20 protein-coding genes are annotated in these 19,059 nt (G+C 59.7%); 12 read left to right on the top strand and 8 right to left on the bottom strand.

From position 1 onward, the window contains the following. Positions 1–52 precede the first annotated feature (52 nt). A complete protein-coding gene (locus J3R84_RS34830; RefSeq protein ID WP_244494261.1) occupies positions 53–904 on the top strand; it encodes a DUF1214 domain-containing protein in 852 nt (283 codons plus the stop codon). 339 nt (positions 905–1,243) lie between these two features. Here the strand turns inward: J3R84_RS34830 and J3R84_RS34825 are convergent, their stop codons facing one another. Then, positions 1,244–2,467: an NnrS family protein gene (locus J3R84_RS34825; protein ID WP_057217023.1), complete on the bottom strand. Its 1,224-nt coding sequence runs from the start codon at positions 2,465–2,467 to the stop codon at positions 1,244–1,246. 335 nt (positions 2,468–2,802) lie between these two features. Here J3R84_RS34825 and nirK point away from each other — a divergent pair, with 335 nt between their 5' ends. From nirK to J3R84_RS34805, 4 genes are all read left to right on the top strand, one after another. Then, a complete protein-coding gene (nirK, locus tag J3R84_RS34820; RefSeq protein ID WP_057217232.1) occupies positions 2,803–3,945 on the top strand; it encodes a copper-containing nitrite reductase in 1,143 nt (380 codons plus the stop codon). A 110-nt stretch (positions 3,946–4,055) separates the two neighbouring features. Next, positions 4,056–4,973: an SUMF1/EgtB/PvdO family nonheme iron enzyme gene (locus J3R84_RS34815; RefSeq protein WP_203527559.1), complete on the top strand. Its 918-nt coding sequence runs from the start codon at positions 4,056–4,058 to the stop codon at positions 4,971–4,973. A gap of 120 nt (positions 4,974–5,093) precedes the next feature. Beyond that, complete coding sequence (locus tag J3R84_RS34810; RefSeq protein ID WP_025430196.1) at positions 5,094–5,795, top strand: Crp/Fnr family transcriptional regulator; 702 nt, start codon at positions 5,094–5,096, stop codon at positions 5,793–5,795. A 328-nt stretch (positions 5,796–6,123) separates the two neighbouring features. Next, positions 6,124–7,029, top strand: a complete 906-nt coding sequence (locus tag J3R84_RS34805) for a LysR family transcriptional regulator (RefSeq protein ID WP_203527561.1) — start codon at positions 6,124–6,126, stop codon at positions 7,027–7,029. Positions 7,030–7,042: 13 nt separating this feature from the next. Here the strand turns inward: J3R84_RS34805 and J3R84_RS34800 are convergent, their stop codons facing one another. Both J3R84_RS34800 and J3R84_RS34795 read right to left on the bottom strand, forming a co-directional pair. Continuing rightward, entirely contained in the window at positions 7,043–7,993 is a 951-nt protein-coding gene (locus J3R84_RS34800; protein ID WP_057220036.1) for an alpha/beta fold hydrolase, read from the bottom strand. 26 nt (positions 7,994–8,019) lie between these two features. Further along, positions 8,020–8,241 (bottom strand): DUF2798 domain-containing protein, encoded by a 222-nt coding sequence (locus tag J3R84_RS34795; protein WP_025430193.1) that lies wholly within the window; start codon positions 8,239–8,241, stop codon positions 8,020–8,022. A 196-nt stretch (positions 8,242–8,437) separates the two neighbouring features. On the opposite strand from J3R84_RS34795, the gene J3R84_RS34790 reads away from it, so the two are divergent. The 3 genes from J3R84_RS34790 to J3R84_RS34780 all read left to right on the top strand — a co-directional run bounded on the left by J3R84_RS34790 (position 8,438) and on the right by J3R84_RS34780 (position 11,204). Continuing rightward, positions 8,438–9,229 carry an SDR family NAD(P)-dependent oxidoreductase gene (locus J3R84_RS34790; RefSeq protein WP_057220035.1) on the top strand — a complete coding sequence of 264 codons (792 nt, stop codon included), beginning with the start codon at positions 8,438–8,440 and terminating at the stop codon, positions 9,227–9,229. A 79-nt stretch (positions 9,230–9,308) separates the two neighbouring features. Continuing rightward, complete coding sequence (locus J3R84_RS34785; protein WP_203527563.1) at positions 9,309–10,088, top strand: SDR family NAD(P)-dependent oxidoreductase; 780 nt, start codon at positions 9,309–9,311, stop codon at positions 10,086–10,088. A gap of 174 nt (positions 10,089–10,262) precedes the next feature. Beyond that, positions 10,263–11,204 (top strand): DMT family transporter, encoded by a 942-nt coding sequence (locus tag J3R84_RS34780; RefSeq protein WP_025430190.1) that lies wholly within the window; start codon positions 10,263–10,265, stop codon positions 11,202–11,204. 45 nt (positions 11,205–11,249) lie between these two features. On the opposite strand, the gene J3R84_RS34775 is transcribed toward J3R84_RS34780, so the two are convergent. The 3 genes from J3R84_RS34775 to J3R84_RS34765 all read right to left on the bottom strand — a co-directional run bounded on the left by J3R84_RS34775 (position 11,250) and on the right by J3R84_RS34765 (position 13,187). Further along, positions 11,250–12,215, bottom strand: coding sequence for an NADP-dependent oxidoreductase (locus tag J3R84_RS34775; protein ID WP_203527565.1), 966 nt, complete (start codon positions 12,213–12,215; stop codon positions 11,250–11,252). Between the two features lie 86 nt (positions 12,216–12,301). Continuing rightward, positions 12,302–12,757, bottom strand: a complete 456-nt coding sequence (locus J3R84_RS34770; protein ID WP_025430188.1) for a carboxymuconolactone decarboxylase family protein — start codon at positions 12,755–12,757, stop codon at positions 12,302–12,304. A 4-nt stretch (positions 12,758–12,761) separates the two neighbouring features. After that, positions 12,762–13,187, bottom strand: coding sequence for a cupin domain-containing protein (locus J3R84_RS34765; RefSeq protein WP_057220033.1), 426 nt, complete (start codon positions 13,185–13,187; stop codon positions 12,762–12,764). A gap of 108 nt (positions 13,188–13,295) precedes the next feature. Between J3R84_RS34765 and pdxR the strand changes: the two genes are divergently transcribed. Next, on the top strand, positions 13,296–14,717 hold the full coding sequence (gene pdxR, locus J3R84_RS34760; RefSeq protein ID WP_057220032.1) for a MocR-like pyridoxine biosynthesis transcription factor PdxR: 1,422 nt from the start codon (positions 13,296–13,298) through the stop codon (positions 14,715–14,717). A gap of 210 nt (positions 14,718–14,927) precedes the next feature. Here the strand turns inward: pdxR and J3R84_RS34755 are convergent, their stop codons facing one another. Together J3R84_RS34755 and J3R84_RS34750 are read right to left on the bottom strand one after the other, a co-directional pair. Then, complete coding sequence (locus J3R84_RS34755) at positions 14,928–15,140, bottom strand: hypothetical protein (RefSeq protein WP_025430185.1); 213 nt, start codon at positions 15,138–15,140, stop codon at positions 14,928–14,930. 314 nt (positions 15,141–15,454) lie between these two features. Beyond that, entirely contained in the window at positions 15,455–16,693 is a 1,239-nt protein-coding gene (locus tag J3R84_RS34750) for a bifunctional alpha/beta hydrolase/OsmC family protein (RefSeq protein ID WP_057220031.1), read from the bottom strand. A 192-nt stretch (positions 16,694–16,885) separates the two neighbouring features. Between J3R84_RS34750 and J3R84_RS34745 the strand changes: the two genes are divergently transcribed. The 3 genes from J3R84_RS34745 to msrA all read left to right on the top strand — a co-directional run bounded on the left by J3R84_RS34745 (position 16,886) and on the right by msrA (position 18,821). Further along, positions 16,886–17,761 carry a LysR family transcriptional regulator gene (locus J3R84_RS34745; RefSeq protein WP_082555591.1) on the top strand — a complete coding sequence of 292 codons (876 nt, stop codon included), beginning with the start codon at positions 16,886–16,888 and terminating at the stop codon, positions 17,759–17,761. 110 nt (positions 17,762–17,871) lie between these two features. Then, positions 17,872–18,318 (top strand): peptide-methionine (R)-S-oxide reductase MsrB, encoded by a 447-nt coding sequence (msrB, locus tag J3R84_RS34740; RefSeq protein ID WP_057220082.1) that lies wholly within the window; start codon positions 17,872–17,874, stop codon positions 18,316–18,318. Next, positions 18,315–18,821 (top strand): peptide-methionine (S)-S-oxide reductase MsrA, encoded by a 507-nt coding sequence (gene msrA, locus J3R84_RS34735; RefSeq protein WP_057220030.1) that lies wholly within the window; start codon positions 18,315–18,317, stop codon positions 18,819–18,821. The genes msrB and msrA overlap by 4 nt, the downstream gene beginning before the upstream one ends. The last annotated feature ends 238 nt before the right edge of the window (positions 18,822–19,059 follow it).

Here is a 19,059-nt window from a genome sequence, read left to right as displayed (position 1 = left end):
CCGTTCAGGTTCGAGATCGCTCTACGGCGACATCGCTGCGGCAGTCAGGAGCGTGAAGGACCATGCGCGTGTCTATCGGCTGTCGGCGGGCAAGGAGCCGCCGGAAACCACCTTTATCAACATCTCAGGCAAGCAGATGAATACGGTCCATGCCAATGACTTCCATTTCTACGAGGAGCTGAACAGCGTCATCCAGACCGAGCCGGGCGATGCATTCGATCCCGAAATTGTCGGCCTGTTCGCATCTATTGGCATAAAGAAGGGCAAGCCGTTCGCGCCTGATACCCGCATGAGGGCAATCCTCACCGAGGCTGTTGCGGTCGGCAATGCGACGGCCCGGTCCATGGTCTTTGCTCCCCGCGATGAACGCGCGAAATTTTACCCCGACCGTCAATGGAACAATGGCTTCATCGGCAACAGCTATCAGTTCCTGAACGACGGCGAACGCATGCTCGACGCGCGCACGATGTTCCACTACGCGGCGACGGGGATCACACCTGCGATGGCAGATGCGAAGCCCGGCACCGGCTCAGCCTACGCGTTTGCGGTCAGGGACTCGACCGGAACCTATCTCGACGGCAGCAAGACATACAAAATCACCTTGCCTGCCCCCGTTCCGGTCGGACAGTTCTGGTCGTTCACGGTGTATGACAATCAGACCAGATCAATGCTGGAGACTGACCAGAAGCTCGCAGGCATCGACAGCAATCAGCCGGGCATCAAGAAGAACGAGGACGGTTCGGTGACAGTCTGGTTCTCTCCAGAGGCTCCGTCGGGACAAGAGGGAAACTGGGTTCAAACCATACCCGGCAAGGGCTGGAATTCGCTGTTGCGGCTGTATGCTCCATTGGAGCCATGGTTCGACAAGAGTTGGAAGCCAGGCGACTTCGAGAGGGTTGATTGAACACGCGCCGCGGGTTCCGGATGTTTTGCATACGGTCCGACACCCGCCCCGCTGGGAAGTCACCGAAGAAATGAACCACAGGCACTGCATGAGTGCTAGATTTCTTGCGTCTGCCGCCGTGGCAAGTGTTTCTGCCCCCATCGCTTTTTTCAGCGCAGCCAATGACCGGTTATTGGCTGCGCTAGCGATTTTCGAGAGGTTCGCCTCACGTCCGCTGTCGGAGGCACAAGCTTCGATCCTGCGGGGCGGCGTCTTTATGAGTACATGGCCTCGTCGGAAGGTTGCCGCAGCGGAGGCAACCTTCTTTTTTGGTTATGCAGAACCAACTTACTCGGGGCGCTAGGCAGCACCCCGTGGCGCGCGCCGGGCGCGAACCAGCATCGGACCGTATTCGATGCAGAACAGCGCAAAGGCTGTGATCCAGAGTGCTCCCGATAGCGCGAGCAGGTGATGATAGTGCGCCGGCAGGATCTCGGCGAAGGGGCGCGCCAGCGCCGCGCCGATGATGGCGATGTAAGAGGCGCAGCTGAGGTTCGATGCAGCCAATGGCCGTCCGGTGTGTCCGCGGCTTGCGCGCGTCATGACGGCCAGCATCATGCAGGCTATGACCCCAACGGTCATCACATGCATGACGGGGTACGCGTCGAGAGCGCTGACCGCGCCTGCCGCAACGGCGGCAAAGCCGAGTGGAACGAAGGCATAGGCCGCGTGCAGGACGAACACGATCTTGTCCGGCCACGTGGTCCACCCGCGCCAGCGGATAAGCCGGGCCGCCTGCAGCAACGAGGCGGCGGACGCTACCGTAGCCGTGACGATGTGTTGCGGCGCGAAGGTCCAGCAGACAAGAGCAGCGACGCCGACGAGAATCGTCACTGTGTCAAAGCGGTTATAGGGAACCGGAAAGTCGGTCCGGCCGAACTTGTTCAGCCAGTTGCGGGTGAAGCTTGGCAGAATTCTGCCGCCGACAATCATGATCAGCATGACATAAGCGCCGATCGCCAGCCGTGCCGCCGCGTCGACGTCGAGCTCACGGACGACGGAGATATGGAACCACGCATTGGCGGCTGAAAGAAGAACCAGACCGCCGACGATTTTCAGATCTTTCCACTTCCGACCGACGATGATTTCGCGCGCGCAGATCGCGAGCAACGCCGGCATGAAGGCGGCCTCGATGATCACTGCGAACTTCAATCCGATAACATCGGTTGCAAGCAGCGCCAGCCGCCCGGCAACCCACAGGGCGAACAGGTAGGCGAGCGGCCTGCCAGAAACTGGCAGCCTGCCGGTCCAGTTCGGAACAGCGGTCAAAAGGAAGCCTGCGAGTACGGCGGATGAGAACCCGAAGAGCATCTCGTGTGCGTGCCAATGGGCAGGGCCATATTCGCCGGCAATGTCGATACCCGTGGTAAGGGCGGCAATCCATCCGGCCATGGCGAAGATCGCCCAGAGACTGGCGCCGAGGAAGAAGGGTCTGAAGCCATAGGAAAAGAGAACGGGACCGGTGGTGGCGATTCCGCGCGGGATTCCTCCGCTGGGCCTTGGTTTGCTGAAGTAACTAAACATTGTTCGATCCTGTTCTTTCGTCGAGCGGACGGGTGGATGGGATCGATTTATCCGGGGCTTGCCGAGGCATCTTTGCGAAAACGCAATTATAGAGCCTGGCGAACGCCGCCCCCGCGAAGATTTGCAGAAAAACATCCACTTTCCGGGGCGATTTGTTCCAAGACAAAGACGTCATTCGCTCTCGGTTCTACTTGAGGCATGACTACTGAAAAACCGGTGGTCAAAACCTGAGGTGAGCCCGCCAGGGACGGCAGAGGACACCGTAACACGTTGAATTTCGGCATGATTTTCGGACGGCCACTCCGGTCGCGCGGTCATGCCCAAGGAGAGCAATGATGACAGAACAGCTGCAGATGACTCGCCGGACGATTCTGGCCGGCGCCGCCTTCGCTGGCGCGCTGACGCCGATCCTGACGGCGACCTCGACCCAGGCCGCAACGGCCGCCGCTCCCGCGGCAGCGGACACGGCGCCGGTCGACATTGCGACAATTGAACGGGTCAAGGTCGACCTCGTCGCTCCGCCCTTCGTTCATGCTCACGATCAGGTCGCCAAGACCGGCCCGCGCGTGGTCGAGTTCACCATGACCATCGAAGAAAAGAAGCTGGTCATTGACGGCGACGGCACCGAAGTGCACGCCATGACCTTCAATGGCTCGGTTCCCGGTCCGCTGATGGTCGTCCACGAGAACGACTATGTCGAACTCAGATTGATCAACCCCGCCACCAACACGCTGCTGCACAATATCGACTTTCACGCAGCAACGGGGGCCTTGGGCGGTGGCGGCCTGACGCAGGTCAATCCCGGCGAGGAGACGACCTTGCGCTTCAAGGCGACCAAGCCTGGCGTCTTCGTCTACCATTGCGCGCCGGAAGGCATGGTGCCCTGGCACGTCACGTCGGGCATGAACGGCGCCATCATGGTGCTGCCGCGTGACGGGCTTAAGGATGAGAAGGGACAGCCGCTGACTTATGACAAGGTCTACTACGTGGGCGAGCAGGATTTCTACATCCCGCGCGACGAAGCCGGCAACTACAAGAAATACGAAACGCCCGGCGAAGCCTATGAAGATACCGTCAAGGTGATGCGCACGCTGACCCCGACCCACGTCGTCTTCAATGGCGCGGTCGGAGCGCTGACCGGCGAGAAGGCGCTGACAGCGGCCGTTGGCGAACATGTGCTCGTCATCCACTCGCAGGCCAACCGCGATACACGGCCACACCTGATCGGTGGACACGGCGACTATGTCTGGGCAACCGGCAAATTCCGTAATCCGCCCGAGCTCGATCAGGAAACCTGGTTCATTCCGGGCGGCACGGCCGGCGCGGCCTTCTACACATTCCGGCAGCCGGGCATCTATGCCTACGTCAACCACAACCTGATCGAGGCCTTCGAACTGGGCGCGGCCGGACACTTCAAGGTCACCGGCGAGTGGAACGACGATCTGATGACCTCGGTCGTCAAGCCGGCTTCGATGTAACCCCGATATGACAATCGGCCGCGTTGCCCGAAGAGGTCTTTGGGCAGCGCGAGGCAGCGACAAAGGCATGCGCCGGATCCATCGGCGCATGCCAATAGGAGGGGAAGAACATGCGCGATAGACGTCACAAGAATTCGGTTTCGGTGTTTTCCGTCGCCGTTCCAGCTTTGCTGCTGGTTGCCATCGGCGGGGTGCTTTCGGCCAAGGTCGGGCTGCTGGATGACCTCGACGCAACGGTCGACACCCGCATCGAAGCGCCAGTGACAGTGACGATCGAGCCGCGCCGCATGGAATACCGGGCCGAAGGCCACTTCATCAAGAATGGCTTTGCCGTCGATGCACCGCTGGTTGATGCGACGCTCGCGAAACCGTTCAGGATCATGAAGTACCAGGTTAGCCGCACGGACTATCAGCGTTGCGTCGAAGACGGCGCCTGCGAGAAGGGTGAGCCGGCGGCAAGCCTCGGCAATGATACCCCGATGACCGGCGTCAACTACACCGACGCCAGCAACTATGCCGCCTGGCTGACGGAAAAGACGGGGCAGGTCTGGCGTCTGCCGACCGATCGGCAATGGGCCTTTGCGGCCGGCCGGAAATTTCCCGACGACGCGCTCGGCATTGACGGCAGCAAGGACAACCCGGCGCTGAGATGGCTTGCCGACTACGAGCGCGAATCGACACGGCAGAAGTCGAAGAACCCAATGCCGCAACCGTCGGGCACGTTCGGCGAAAACGAATTCGGCGTCGCCGATCTCGACGGCAATGTCTGGGAATGGACGCAGACCTGCCACCGTCGCGTGACGATCGGCGTCGATGGCGAAGTGCTGAAGATATCGCCAGCCTGCGGGATCTACGTCGTCGACGGCAAGCACCGTGCGTCGATGAGCTTTTTCATTCGCGATCCGAAGAGCGGCGGTTGCGCGGTCGGCGTGCCGCCGGACAATCTCGGCTTCCGCCTGGTTCGCGACGATCGTTGGTATGCGGACATGCTGTACGCCTTCGAGCGCCGTTTTCCCGGTGCGGTGTAACAGCGCGGGGCCTTGATTATCGCCGCTTAAGGGCGGCGAAAGGGTGTTGTCCGCTTCTTCCTCCCTATCGCACGTGATATAGCAGCCCGCATCGCCGATCCGCAGGAGACAGGAAACGACGTGGCTGCACTGGACCGAACACTCGTCAAATCACTCCCGCTGTTTCAGAAGATGAGCGATCAGGAGCTGGACAAGCTCCTGGCGCACGCGACCGTGCGGCGCGTGCCCCAGAATGAGGCCGTCTTCGAGCAGGGGGCTGCGGCGGATTCGTTCTACCTGCTCCTGCACGGACGCCTTAAGGTCACCCAGGTCACCCGCGACGGCCAGCAGATCATCGTCCGTGTCGTCAATCCGGGCGATCTGTTCGGCTTTGCCCGCGCGCTGCAGCGCAGCGACTATCCGGGAACGGCGATGACGGCAACGGAAAGCCTCGTCCTCGCCTGGCCGACCGAGCTCTGGAACGTGTTCGTCGAGAGCAATCCGCATCTGGCCATCAATGCGATGCACACGATCGGCCAGCGGCTCGACGAGGCCCATACCCGCATCCGCGAGATGTCGACCGAGGAAGTCGAACGCCGCGTCGCGCACGCGGTTCTGCGGCTGGCCGAACAGGCGGGTAAGCGCGAAGAGCTTGGCGTGCGCATCGATTTTCCCATTTCCCGGCAGGACATAGCCGAAATGACCGGCACGACGCTCCACACCGTCTCGCGCATTCTCAGCGCGTGGGAGGGGCGGGGACTGGTGCAGGGCGGACGACAGAAGCTGCTCCTTTGCGATTTGCCAGGGCTGCGACGTCTCGCTGAACAAGTCGAGAAGAGCTAAGGAATGACTGCCCCTCCACGAGGTGTGTTGCTTCCAGACGTCCGGTCAGGGCCGGTGGCCGGCTGCAATCCCTACTGCATGTTTCCTTAAATCCTATTCGATTTAAGGAAACATGCAGTAATTCAAAGTGCTGCAGCGATCTTTGCGCGTCTAATAAGACGCGCGGCGCTGTAGTCACCTTCGGACGAATGCAGTACCTATGGGCAAACTTTAGAGCGCCGTGCGTTCAGATGAACGCACAAAGGACGCTCTAGCACTTTGATTCTAGAGCATCTTATCCGCTTTCGGTGATTCTACTTGAAAGGGGATGCTCTAGTCGCGGGGTCCAATGGATCGACTTGATGCTATGCGGGTACTGCTTGCGGTGGTCGACGCCGGAAGTTTGTCGGCTGGCAGCCGCAAGCTGAATGCTCCCTTGCCGAGTGTCAGCCGCAAAGTCGCTGATCTCGAGCGGCACCTCGGTGCAAACCTAATCATTCGCACAAGCCGAAACCTGCAACTTACTGATGCCGGTCGTGATTATGTCGAAGCGGCGCGGAAGATCGTGGCCGACCTGGAGGAAGCCGAGCGACGCGCCTCGGGTGAATATCAAACACCGCGCGGAACGTTGACGATCACGATGCCGGTGGAGTTCGGAAGCCGCTACGTGCTGCCGATTGCATTGGACTTCATGGACAAGCACCCGGAAGTCTCCTTGAACATCTTGTCGTTGGACCGCTCAGTCAATCTCGTCAACGAGCAGGTGGATGTTGCCATTCGTCTCGGGGAACTTGCCGACAGCTCTCTTTACGCAGTCAAGGCTGGCGAGTTTCGCCTTCTGACGGTTGCCAGTCCAGCTTATCTCAAGCGGCATGGCGTGCCTGAGCATCCGAGCGACCTGCCGAAGCATGACGGCATCATGTTCAACAACCGCTCGTTCTTCTGGGGATTTGACGTCGACGGTAAACTGATCGAAGCTCTTCCGGTCACCCGGCTCGAAGTCAACACGGCGGCAAATTGTGTTGCCGCAGCGTTAGGTGGAGTCGGCATCTCCAGGGTCTTTGACTACCAGGTGCCAGAGGAGCTCTCCACCGGCGCGCTTGTGCCGATCCTGCAAGGTTATGGCGGCGAGGCGAAACCGATCCACATCGTTTATTCGCGTCAAGGGCTACTCGCATTGAAGGTGCGCGCCTTCATCGACTGGGCCCTGCCGCGGCTCCGTACGACTTGCAGTGGGTATGGATCGGCGGCCTGACAGCTACGCCCCGTCACCGAAATGAAGCTCGAACCTCTTCGATCGTTTGCTTCGGGCTCTGCAGATGAGGGTAATGCCCAACGCCGGCAAGAAGATTGAGTTTTGCGGGGAGCCTTGAGGCGAGTTCGAGCCCCATTTCCTTCTTGATGTAGAGGTCGTTCTCACCCCAAACCACATTTACGGGTGTTTTGAACCGGGCCAATTGCGATTCAAAATAGTCCTGGTCCCGCGTGAAGTGAGAATAGTAGTATGAGAAAGCGTCTGCCGTCGTCATAGCGCCGTGGTTCCAGCCGTTGGCCATGTCGTCCTTGAATTCCTGCGAAACCTCGAACTGCGCTTCCTTGGGCAGGCCTCGTCTGAAGGCGTTCTCGAGGATATCCGCGCGATTCTTGTTCAGCTGGGCACGCGCCTGACCGGTCGCTCCCGCCACCTTCAGGCTTTGCAGGCTCTCGTACATGTATTGGGGCCTGTTGAAGGGAGCGAAGTCACCGACAATGATCGTCCTGGCGATATCAGGGTTTTCCAACGCCAGGAGAAGCGCCGGCAGGGCTCCGATGTCGGTTGCGTAGATCGTCAGCTTCGATGTGTCGATATCCGCCTTCGCCACGTATTCGTTCAAGACGCGCGCGTAGTCCTTGGGTGCATAGGAAAATCTGTCGACCGCTGGCCTTGATGAGAGGCCGTAGCCTGGCCAGTCGAAAGCATGAACCTCGTAGTCATTGCCAAGGGCGAGCGAAACATCTTTCCAGGCATAGAGGGTCTCCGGAAACCCATGCAGGAAGAGAACGGTCCCTTTCGGTCTCGGGTTGTGCACCACCATTCTTCTAAGCGTGATGTCTGCATCGATCTTCAGGAAGTCGATGTTGGCCTTTGGTTGCCGGGTGTCTTCGGCGCTTGCCGGTGCGATGGCCGAGCAAAGCACCGCGGCGGCTGCAAACAACGTCCGAATGGATGATTTTGGCATGTCAGTTTCCTCAATGTAGCGTCAGATCAGTAGACCAGGCGATCGACTTGCGCCTGAAGGCGAGGGCCGATCAGGAGGATTGCGGGAATGACGATCACGTAGCCGATCCCCCAGGAACGCAGCCACGTCAGGACAAATCCATTCGAAAAGCCCAGATTGAAGGCGAGAAGCGAGAAGGAGATGATCCCCGTCGTCACGACGCCCATCGACAGGGCGAATGCGATTTTCCGTTTCAGATGTATGTGCATGTCTTTCTCCCAGAAGGCTCGGAAATAGTGGCTCAATCAGCCTGCTTGTCGTCAGCGACGCGCTCAGGACCTGGCATAAGAATTGAGCGCCACGCCCGCGGCCGGTAGAGCAAGAATGCGAGAGGCAGCCTCTTGATGTCGGCAAGTCCCAAACGGGGCGGAATGACATACACCGGTCGCGAAAGGACGAAATGTCATGTCGCGAACGCACCCGAAGGCCCTTGTGACCTACGCGTCATGCGCGATCGGTCTCCTTTATGCCGATCGGCTGGCGCGCCGCGGATACGATGTTGTGATGCTTGCAAATGGTGCTGATCGACCAGCCGCGCTTGCGCGTATTCTGCAAGCCGAAACCGATGCGGCGGTCGAGATCATCACTCCAAACCTTTGCACCGATCGCGGCCTGGATGACGTGGAAGCCAGTTTCGCGCGAGGAACCGGCTTTGACGTCGTCGTCAATAATCTCGGCCTGCCTCCCGGCAAGTCACTGGCCGAAGCTTCTGCGGCAGATCTCGACCGCCTGATTGGCACGAATGTGAGGGCATACACGCGCATTTCGGCGGCCGCCGCCCGGAGCATGGCCCTTCGGCGCCACGGTGCGATTATCAACGTGGCGTCGGCCGTCGGCATCGCACCCGAAACTGCAACCGGCGTCTATGGCGCGAGCAAGGCCTTCCTGATCGCCCTGGCCCGCACGATGCAACACGAACTGGGACATCACGGCGTTTATGTACAATTGGTTCTGACCGCCGCAATCCGCACCGATGTCTGGCCATTTGCGGGATGTGAAGCCGAACTTCTGCCCGGAATGATGAGTGCCGCCGACGTGGTGGATGCCGCATTGGTCGGATTCGACCGTCGCGAGCCGCTGACCATTCCCTCTCTGGCGAAGGCAAGCCAATGGGCGCGGTACGAACACGCGCGCAAGACGCTGCTCGATGATCTCGTGAATGGCGAGTTGGCGCCGCGATATCGGCGCCTTGTCTGACCCGAGACTACGAAACGAGAGGCTGGCTCTCATTTCCCCTCAGTACCGGTCGCTGGGTGTCCAGCCTAATCTAAAGGGCATGAGCAGAGACCGAAGCTCGCCAGCGAGCGGTATCGGTGCGCTTTACGCTGATCGCCTGGCTCGGAAGGGTTATGATCTGATCCTCGTCGCGCGAAACGGCGATCGGCTGCGGCGAGCTGCTGCAACCATTCACGAGCAGACGGGCCGCACGGTTGAAACGGTCACGGCCGACCTGACGGTCGCGGACGATGTGGCGCGGGTCGCGGCGCAGATCGCCGGTGATCCGCGGATAACCATGCTGGTCAATAATGCCGGCGTCGGCGCAACTGCGCCTCTGCTCCAATCTAACGCTCACGCCATGAGCGCGATGATCGCACTCAACGTCGACGCTCTGATGCGCCTCACCTATGCCGCAGTGCCTGCCTTCGTCGAGCGGAACAGGGGCACCATCATCAATATCGCTTCGATCGTGGCGGTTGCACCTGAGAGACTGAATGGCGTCTACGGCGGCACGAAGGCCTTTGTTCTCGCCTTCAGCCAGAGCCTGCGTCAGGAGCTCGCCGACAGCAACGTTCATGTGCAGGTCGTGTTGCCAGGCGCCACTGCGACCGACTTCTGGGATATCGCCGGCTTGCCCGTGCAGCACTTGCCCCAGGAAATCGTCATGCCGGCCGATGCCTTGGTCGACGCCGCGCTCATGGGTCTCGCCCGCAACGAATTCGTTACGATCCCCAGCCTTCACGATGTCGGCCAGTGGGACACCTTCGAGGCTGCCCGCCAGGCGATGGCCGACAATCTGTCTACGAACAAACCCGCCGACCGCTACCTGGCCAACTGACCACCATTGAGGGCACACGGGCGACAACGTCGACGCCCGGCAGTGCCCTCGAACGAACGTCTTAGATCAAGGGAAGCGCGAAGGCTCTATCGCTGTGTAGCATAGAGAAACATTGGCCATGGAACGAGCAGACGGCGGGACCGCCTCGCTTGGCTTGGCAGATCGGGGCCAGTTATGGACAGGCAGTTTTATATCGGCGTTTTCGCGGCGATTTTTGCCGCATTCGCCTTTTCCCTCAACTTCATCGTGCCGTTCGTCATCGGCGATTACTCTACCTTCGATTTTGCTCTGATCCGCCATGTCGTTTCGGCGGTGGTTGGCGTGTATATCTTGGTGATCACCAAGGGGGTGGCGCAGTACCTTACCCCCGGCAACTGGCTCATCGCCACGTGGCTCGCCTTCATCGGCTATGTCGGCTATTTCCTCACGGTTACGGGCGCGGCCATCTATGCCGGGCCGGTGATTGCGCCCGCATTCCTCGGACTTGTCCCGATCGTTCTGGCCCTCATCGGCAATCGGCGGCAGGGATCCCTGCCGTGGCGATTTTTGATGATGCCGCTCATGCTGGTGTTGTTCGGTCTTGTTCTTGTCAACAGCGCCGCGTTCACCGAGGTCGGATTGGATTCTGTGCGTTCACTCTGGATTGGGGTTCCACTTTCTATCGCAGCCGTCGTGTTGTGGGTATGGTTTGCCATTGCTAACCAGGCAGCACTGGCCGCCAGACCGGGCATGCCTTCAGGTGTGTGGTCGGCTCTCATCCTCATCGGCGGCGGCATTTTGATGCTGGTTTTCTACCCGATTGGCGCAGCGATGGGGCTGTTCCAGCTTCCCAAGCTTGGTTTCGGATGGGGCACCGCTGCACCATTGTACCTGTGGGGTGTGTCGCTCGCTCTGGTGGCGACAGTTGGCGGCGTCTGGACCTGGAATGTGGCCGCGCGCAGCCTGCCGGTCGCGCTGGCGGCTCAATTGATCGTTTCAGAAACGGCCTTCGGCGTCATTGGTGGGCTCATTGTCCATGCTCGAATACCGACGGTTTTGGAAGGCGCCGGCGTTGCGATACTGATCGCCGGGGTCGTTCTGGCGATCCGTGTGTTCCACGGAAGAAGGGCCTGTTGAAGCGACCCATCATTCCATTTCTCCGGTAGCCTGGCGCGATTTTCGTCAGTTGGCTTCACCCATTGCCAGGACGATTTTTCCCTTCGGTCTCGGCAGCTCGCCTTCGAGCATCAAGTGCGCGTCCTTCGCTTGCTCAAACCGTAATGTCGCCCCGACATTCATCCGGAGGGCACCTCGGGAGACGAGAGAGGAGATGCGGGCAAGGCTTTCGGTCGATACGTCGACGAGAAAAAATTTGGACAGGACCTGGTGCTGTGCGGCCAGAGCCTGGTCCGGAACCGAAACGGCCGAAATCAATCGCCCTCCCTTTTTCAGCACCCGGAACGATCGCGTTTGGGTTTCTCCGCCCACCAGATCGATGACGGCATCGACATCGCGAATTTCGTCCTCAAATCTGGTTTTTGTATAGTCGATGACCGTTTCGCCACCGAGAGCAACAACGCTTTCGATGTCACCTGACGCGGCGGTGCACACTGTCCGAAGGCCCGCTTCTCTGGCGAATTGCACGGCATAGGCGCCGACGTTTCCCGCCGAACCGTGGATCAGCACAGTTTGGCCCCTTTCCAAACCAGCCTGATCGAAAAGTGCCTGCCATGCTGTCACCGCGATCACGGGCAGCGATGCCGCAGCGACGTGGTCAATCAGCACTGGTTTGTGATCGAGCATGGAAGCACTGGCGACTGCGTATTGCGCGTATCCACCACAAAAGCGCTTGTTGGTGACGCCATAGACATCATCTCCAACCTTGAACCGCGGGACCCCAGCGCCGACCGCGACGACCTCGCCTGAGATGTCCGAACCGAGAATGAGCGGGAGAGGCTGGGGCAGGGCGCTGTTGCCGGCGCGAATCCACCCATCCCAAGGGCCAACACCAGCCGCATGGACCTTGACGATGACCTCGTTCATCCCTGGCTCTGGAGTGTCCACGCGCTCCAACTGCATTACATCTGGCGGCCCGAACTGATGGACGCGCCATGCCTTTCCTGAGAAGGTCTTTGAGACATCCGGCATGTGTTTTCCTCTCGATGTTAGTGCAGTGACGAGCGCGCTGCTCACAGTGAAACAGCCCGGGCTCCACCGCGAGCGCTGTTTCGAGGCTATCTGCCAATCGCCGCGTGGGGCACATTCCTGAAGCTTATGGCCATCCGATTGTAGGCGTTCATGAGGCTGATCGCGATCGTGAGATCGACGCGTTCGCGTTCGCTGAAGACGGCGCTGACAGCGTCATAGGCGTCACTAGGCACACCCGTCTCTGCCACGCGCGTCACTGTTTCGGCCCATGCGAGCGCCGCACGCTCGCGCTCGTCGAAGAGAGGGCCGGCTTCCCGCCAGGCTTGAAGCAACGCGATCTTCTCGATCTGCTGCCCCTTCTTCAAAAGATCCCGCGTGTGCATGTCGAGACAATAGGCACAGTTGTTGATCTGGGAAACACGCAGATAGACCAGCTCGAGCAAAACGGATGGGAGGCCGCTTTGCATGACGTAACCGTAGACACCGCCCAGCGCTTTCGCGCCGGCAGGAGCGATTTGGTTATAGTCCAGACGGGCTGACATCGGTTCATTCCTTTGCTTTGGCTGTGGTGGTCAGTTCCTTGTCGTCGGTGTCGACGACAAAGACAGCCAGAAGCTTCGCGGGTTCGGTCTTGCTCGCGTTGCGGCTTACGAGGTGGCTGGAGCCAGGGGTCTCGTAGAAGCTTTCGCCGGGACGATAGGTCCTCTTGGGCTCATCGTTCACCTGTGACTCGATTTCTCCCGACAGAACATAGGCAAAAATGAACGCCGATTTTGCATGGACATGTGGCAGTGACGCTCCGCCTGGACCGTAATCGACGACCACGGCGCGAACCGACTTGCCGGGAATGTTCGGAATATTCTGCTCGAAGGCCGGCGTAACTGTTTCGAGGGGATCATGCGCGGCGACGGGCATCGCAACGGCCATGGCGACTGCGGCGCAGGCTGCACCGATGATGGATCGTGCATTCATGATGACATTTCTCCTTTGTGGCCTGTTCATCTACTCGCTATAAATACCCCTCGACTGGTCCTGTATTAAGCACCAGGAACGCACGAAAATCTTGTACCACGGGACGGAATGGCTAAACCGCTTGAGCTGCAGATTGATCGCACTGCGAAGACCCCGCTGGCGGACCAGATCTGCATGGGCATCACTGCCGCGATCGACAGTGGCGTATTGGCATCAGGCGCGCGCCTACCCTCCTGGATAGACTTGGCGGCCCAACTTGGCGTCGCCCGTGGCACCGTTCGGCTGGCCTACGATAAACTGGCGGCGGCTCAGCTTATCGTTGCATCTCGCGCAACGGGAACGCGTGTAACGGAGCGACCGATCCTATCCCGGCGACAGGATTCCCCACCGGAGCCTGGCTCCTTCATGGAGCGGTATCAGGAGATGATCGCGGGCCCGGCAATCTTCCAGATGGGCGTGCCGGCGAAGGAGACCTTTCCCGCAAAACTCTTCGCCAGGATCCGGTCCCAAAGTGTGCGCGCCGAGGCGAGCGCACCGGCGATGTATCCGGACCCACGCGGCGAACTCGAGCTGCGGCGAGAGATCGCCGCCTATCTTGCCATTGCGCGCGGGATCGAGTGTTTGCCCTCTCAGATCCTCATCACTTGCGGTTTTGCCAGCGGCCTTGGATTGACCCTCCACGCGCTTGGGCTCGAAGGACGCAAGGCATGGATGGAGGATCCTGGATTTCCGTTCACGCGGCGCGGGCTTGAGTTGGCGAGATTGTTGCCTGTCCCTGTCCCGGTTGACGCCGACGGCATCGATGTCGACTACGGCCTTCGCATCGCTCCGGACGCGGGGCTAGTCGTTGTGACACCTGGACAGCAGGCTCCAACTGGAATGACGCTTTCGCTCGGGCGACGGCTGCATCTTCTTGATTGGGCGGATCAGGCGGGAGCTTGGGTAATCGAGGATGATTATTTGGGCGAGTTGCAACTGACAGGCCGCGCCGCGCCGGCACTCGCCTCGATTGATCGTGCAGGCCGGGTCATCCATATCGGCTCGTTCAGCAAGACCATAAGTCCGACATTGCGCCTCGGCTTTGTCCTCGTGCCGCGGTCTCTGGAAGCCCGCTTCGCCGAGGTGGCGGCATGTTTGGCGCCTCCGCCCGGGCCATCCGTACAACTCGCCACCGCGGAGTTTATTTGCGAGGGGCATTTCTTGCGGCATCTGCGGCGCACGAAACGCGCATACACGGCACGCCGAGACGCATTGCTGCGGTGTCTGGAGGCGCGCGCAGACGGGATAATCGTTGATACGGCGGGTCTGGCCGTTCTGTTGCGCCTCCCCGATGGCGCGCCGGATGTTTCCATCGTGCGCGAAACGCTACCGTTCGGCCTGGCACCGGCACCCTTGTCGGTATGGCACGCGTCGCCGGCCTTCGCGAAACCCGGTCTGCTTTTGGGCGTTGCCACGTGTCCTCAGCAATATGTCGAGCGGTCTTGTGACCGCCTTCTCGAAATTATTCATCGCTGCACATCGTCGCGATGAGGAAGGCACCGGCCCAATCCGTCGGTCTTTTCTGACAGCCTGATCACGGATCCAATGCGCCAATCAAGGTGGTGGCACCTTCGAAGGTAGCGTCAACATACTCCGCCACTCGTGCGCACAGGGGCGATAGAACGAGACCTGAGGCCAGCAAGGGAGGCAGCGTATAGGAGGAAGGGGTGGTCGAGATCGATCGCAGCCGGTGCTTGTTAGCTAGAGGCGCGGGGTTCTGGGTGAGAACTCCTCATCGAGATCCTCGAAATGAAAAGGCGGAGCGAGCGTTCCGTGTGCCTCAGTTGTGGCGAGGAGACCGGCACTGGACCGACTGATTGGCACGAACGGTGCCCTCTTGAAATCGCCCGAGTAAAACAGGGAGGCCGCTGCGGCGACGCAGAAGGCAAGGAAAAGGTTGATGATGCCGGACATTTCACGTGCCTTGCTTTGATATTGGCGCCCAATCCGCGGCCAGTGTTCCAGGTACTGCTTGCCCCGACCATTTACCGTCAAACCACATGGCCTGCAGGCAAGTCTCGACGCCTTGACACAGATCGATAACGCACCTGGAACACTGGTATTCGTTGCGCATGTAGACGTAACCTTGATTTCTCAAGCGTTTGTATCTGATGCCAACGAACCCATCTTCCTGCGATCGCGTATACCGGATATGTCTGCCTAGGGGCGTTTCTGTAATCATTTGTATCCGCGCAGGCGGATTGCGGCGGCGCCTCTATCGAGAGCGGTTATCGCAACGGCGCTTTCACGACCGTTTCTATCCTTGCGACACCCTCCAGCGTACGATGGACCGGACATTTGTCGGCGATTTCAGCGATCTTGCCTCGAAGCTCCTCTGAGACCTCGCCGTCGATTGATATGACGCGTTCGAAGCGATCAATCCTGCCGCCAGTGCTGCGCTCAGATTCCGTGCATTCCACACAATCCCTGGCATGGATCTTCGTGTGGGAGACATCAACGCCGATGCGTCCGAGCGGCAGATTCTTGTATTCGGCGTATTGGCGCAGCGTCATCGACGTGCAGGCGCCGAGCGCCATGGACAGGAAGTCATAGGGTGACGGGCCGGAATCGAGGCCGCCCATTGCCTTGGGTTCATCGGCGAAAAGACGATGGCTGCCGGCCTGGGCGGTGTTCTGAAATTTGCCGCCGCCTGTCTCCGTCACCCGCACATGCTCTACCGGCTCCGCGCCTTGCGGCGTATCGGCAGCGAGATAGCGCGTCATCCATCCTGAAATGACCCGTCCGGCAAAGGCCGCGTCCTCAAGATTTGTGAGCAGGTGGTCTGCCTTGTCCAGCGATATGAAGCTTTTGGGATGTCTGGCTGCGCCGAAGATTTCGGTAGCGTTCTCGATGCCGACGGTTTCGTCCAAGGGGCTATGCAAAATGAGCAGCGGCTTTTTCAGCGACGCGACGGCGTCCTTGATGCGGTGCGCACGCGCATCCTCGACAAATTGCATGTTGACGAGAAACTTGCGTCCGGCGAGATCCACTTCCGCCGAACCGGACGTCTCGATCTCCTTGAGGCTCGCGCCCAAGTTCTTCAACACGTGGCCGACATCGGCCGGTGCGCCAATCGTTGCAACCGCGCGGACTTCAGCAATGTCCTTGGCCGCCGCGAGCACTGCGGCCCCGCCGAGCGAATGACCGACCAGCAACGAGGGTGCCTGGAAGTGATGACGTAGATAGTCGGCCGCCGAGACAAGGTCGGCAACATTCGAGGAGAAATTCGTCGATGCGAATTCGCCTTCACTCGATCCCAACCCCGTGAAGTCGAAACGTAGGACAGCGATACCCTCTCGGGCCAGTTCCGCTGCGATCCGGCGCGCCGACGCCAGGTCCTTGGAACAGGTGAAACAATGGGCAAACAGAGCGTAGGCGCGCAGGGGCCCGCTGGGGAAGTCGAGCCGGGCGGCAAGAGTTGCTCCGGAATGGCCGGCAAATTGAAGCCGTTGCGAACTGAAAGCCATAGGAATGCTCCTTCGCTGCTGGGACGTGCGCAGTCTATATGAGCAGCGACGACCGGCTACCCGGATTCGTTCCGGACCCATTCTGCTCGTGCCCTTCACCTGAGCCAAGCGTTGCGGCAAGCTGCGTTCTCGCGGGTGACAAGCGCGCCAACTTTGCGACTGCAGCCAGGCAACCAACGTGGAGCATCAGACATGGATATCAATCAGGTCGGATACTTCCTCAATCTGGCTGAAACGTTGAACTTCACGGAAGCCGCGCGTCGAAGCGGCGTGTCGCAACCGAGCTTGACGCGCGCAATTCAGCGCCTCGAAGAAGAACTGGGCAGTCCACTGATCTACCGCGATGGCAAGGACAGCCGCCTGACGGCGCTTGGTCGCGACGTCCAGGCTGAATTCATGCGGGTGGAACTCGCTCTTCGAAACGTGCGCGAACATTCAGAAAGCACGGTCCACGGCCGCCGCCGTATTCTCGACATTGCCGTTGCCCCGACGATCGGCCCCGCCAAGTTCACGGCATTCTTTGACAAAGTGCTCAGCCAACTCCCTGCCGTAAACCTCAACATGCATCAGTTGTCGGCCGGCGAGGGTGCGCTGGAGGTGCTGTCGGGCAAGTATCATGCCTGCATCCTTCCGGAAGCGCCGCGTTTCAACCCCAAGCTCAACATCGTGCCGCTGTTTCGTGAGCGATTTCTCCTCGCCTGCGCTGATGGGCACCCACTTGCTGAAAATGACGTCGTCAGCGTCAAGGCCCTCGCCTCGTATCCATATGTCGACCGGCTCGCTTGCGAGTTCCATACCCAGATGACAGAGCACCTGATGAACCACAACGCGGTGATGCAGCCACGTTTCAGTGCCGATCGTGAGGACTGGGTCCAGCAACTGGTGGCGGAAGGCCGCGCGATCTGCATTATGCCCGAGCGTTCGGTCGTGGTTGAGGGGATAGTGACCCGCAGGATCGAAGGCATGTCATTGGAACGAGAGGTGGTATTGGCATCCGTTTCCGGTTCCGGCACGCCACTTGAGATGCGCAAGATCGCCCAGATGGCAGCCCGTCACGATTGGGCCTGAGGCGCTGAAACGCCGCATGGCATCGCTATTGAATCTATGCACGCCCTCTATTGGGAAAATCGCCGACCCAGCGCCATATTCTGGCAGCAAGTCCAATAGGAGTAATGGCTTTGAAGTACACGAAGACCGATGACGCGATCGCCAGGCTGACGTCGATTCAGTACCAAGTGACCCAGAAAAATGCGACGGAACGGCCCTTTACCGGGTCGTACAATGACAACAAGGAACCGGGCATCTACGTCGACATCGTTTCAGGCGAACCTCTGTTTGCCTCTGCCGACAAGTTCGAATCCGGTTGCGGCTGGCCGAGTTTTACGAAGCCGATCGTACATGCAAATGTTCGCGAATTGTCTGATGGTACTCATGGCATGATCCGCACCGAAGTGCGCTCAGCTCATGCCGATAGTCACCTCGGCCACGTGTTCACCGACGGTCCGGCAGATCGGGGTGGATTGCGTTATTGCATCAACTCCGCGGCACTGCGGTTCATTCCGCTCGGCGAAATGCAGGCCGAGGGCTATGGTGCCTATCTCAACCAAGTGGAGACTATCAAATGACCGAGAAAGCTGTTTTGGCCGGTGGCTGCTTCTGGGGCATGCAGGATCTAATCCGAGCGTTGCCCGGCGTCATCAAGACCCGGGTGGGTTATACCGGCGGCGATGTACCGAATGCGACCTATCGCAATCACGGCACCCACGCCGAAGGTATTGAGATCGTGTTTGACCCCGAGACGATCAGCTATCGCCGGATTCTGGAGTATTTCTTCCAGATTCACGACCCAACGACGGTCGACCGGCAGGGCAACGACATCGGCAGTTCGTACCGATCTGCGATCTACGTTCTTGGCGATGAGCAAAGAAGAATAGCTGAAGACACCATCGCCGACGTCGACGCGTCGGGACTTTGGCCAGGAAAAGCCGTGACGTCAGTCGAGCAGGCCGGAGATTTCTGGGAAGCGGAACCGGAGCACCAGGACTACCTGGAGCGCTATCCTAACGGCTACACCTGCCATTTTCCGCGCGCGAACTGGGTGCTGCCCAAGCGGGAAGCGGCCGCGTAACTGCCGGTACGTCAGCTTCAAGAGAATGGCATCCCAGCGTTCTGGTGATTTGCCGGAACACTGGGATGCCTCAGTACACGGATGCGATCGCGAGCACATATGCCCGCGGTCGCTTTTCGGCAACCGTGCGTGGTTGGTAAAGACGCCGGGTCTGGGAACACATATACGAGGTCTTCGCTCCCTCCCAGTAGTTGCAAAAGTCCCGAATTTTACCAAAATATTCTAATTAAGATTGCAG

Source organism: Ensifer canadensis (assembly GCF_017488845.2).
GTDB lineage: Bacteria > Pseudomonadota > Alphaproteobacteria > Rhizobiales > Rhizobiaceae > Ensifer > Ensifer canadensis.
Note: the sequence above shows the minus strand (reverse complement) of the source record. Positions and strands in the feature narration are given on the sequence as shown.